The 1107-nt window shown below is 39.1% G+C and carries 1 protein-coding gene; it reads right to left on the reverse strand.

Annotated features, from left to right (window positions below):
- Positions 1-187: 187 nt before the first annotated feature.
- Positions 188-649 carry a tRNA (cytidine(34)-2'-O)-methyltransferase gene (locus NJ959_RS29925; RefSeq protein WP_254015401.1) on the reverse strand — a complete coding sequence of 154 codons (462 nt, stop codon included), beginning with the start codon at positions 647-649 and terminating at the stop codon, positions 188-190.
- Between the last annotated feature and the right edge of the window lie 458 nt (positions 650-1107).

Genomic DNA, 1107 nt, shown 5'->3' on the forward strand with positions numbered 1-1107 from the left:
ATTCATGGTCGCTCAATCACAAATTTGTAATTCTATCCAGAGCTTTAAAGAGATACGAGTCAGATCTTAAAATTAGATCGGGTGAGTAAAGCTGATTAAAAATCATAAAATCGCGTAGTCAATTAAATATATTTATATACATATGTCACTATATACTCTTGCCACCATGCTAATCTGCACTATAGACTTATGCTAAATAGCCCAATTGACGCTTAGCTTCAAACAAACCTACCGCAGCACTTACCGAAAGATTCAAGCTCCGTACACCTGTTTCGCTCATTGGGATAAAGACTGTCGCCCCACAATCACCTAAGATATCGGCTGGAAGGCCTTTGGTTTCACAGCCAAACAATAACCAGTCATTCGTCTCAAATTGGAACTGGATGTAATTATACTGCCCACCAGTACTGAAACCAATCCAACGCCCACCTAGCTCTTGATGGATAGCTTTAAAGCTATCTATCGATTCATGGTACTGAAGCTTGACATAGGGCCAATAATCTAGACCTGCTCTTTTGAGATAGCGATCGCTAATTTCAAAACCTAGCGGACCTACCAAATGTAGCTCTGTACCCGTCGCAGCACAAGTTCGGGCAATGTTACCAGTATTGGGGGGGATTTGGGGGTGAACCAGGACGACTCGCAGCATAAGATACCTAATATAGCAAAAGTCAAAAATCATTCATTCAAAAGTCACGCATTGAAATGCCTGCTGTGACTTATTTATGGCGTTTTCGGATGTCTTAACCGCCCTGGCGACTGCTATATGCCAAAGATCTTAGTAAATCAAGGAAAATCCTACGTTTTTCCTTGGATGTTCCGTTGCCTTGTTGTTTCTGCACTGTAACAGGACTTATGGAGTAAAGCTACTATGCCACTATAAGTGGTGTCACTCCGTAAAGATCCGCAAACACACCCTACAGATAGAGGAGGTATGTCAGTTATATATAAATTATGTTTCATCTCAAGTTTTTTCTTTATATTTCTTAATCTTTTCATAAAGAATGTTAATATATGTATTTTTAATATTCAGAAGGCGAAGGAGAATAGATTAAATATTCTAATCAGAACATACCAGAAGTCTCTATAAGAACTAATGATTAGGGG

The sequence above is a fragment of the Limnofasciculus baicalensis BBK-W-15 genome (assembly GCF_024178385.1).
Lineage (GTDB): Bacteria > Cyanobacteriota > Cyanobacteriia > Cyanobacteriales > Coleofasciculaceae > Limnofasciculus > Limnofasciculus baicalensis.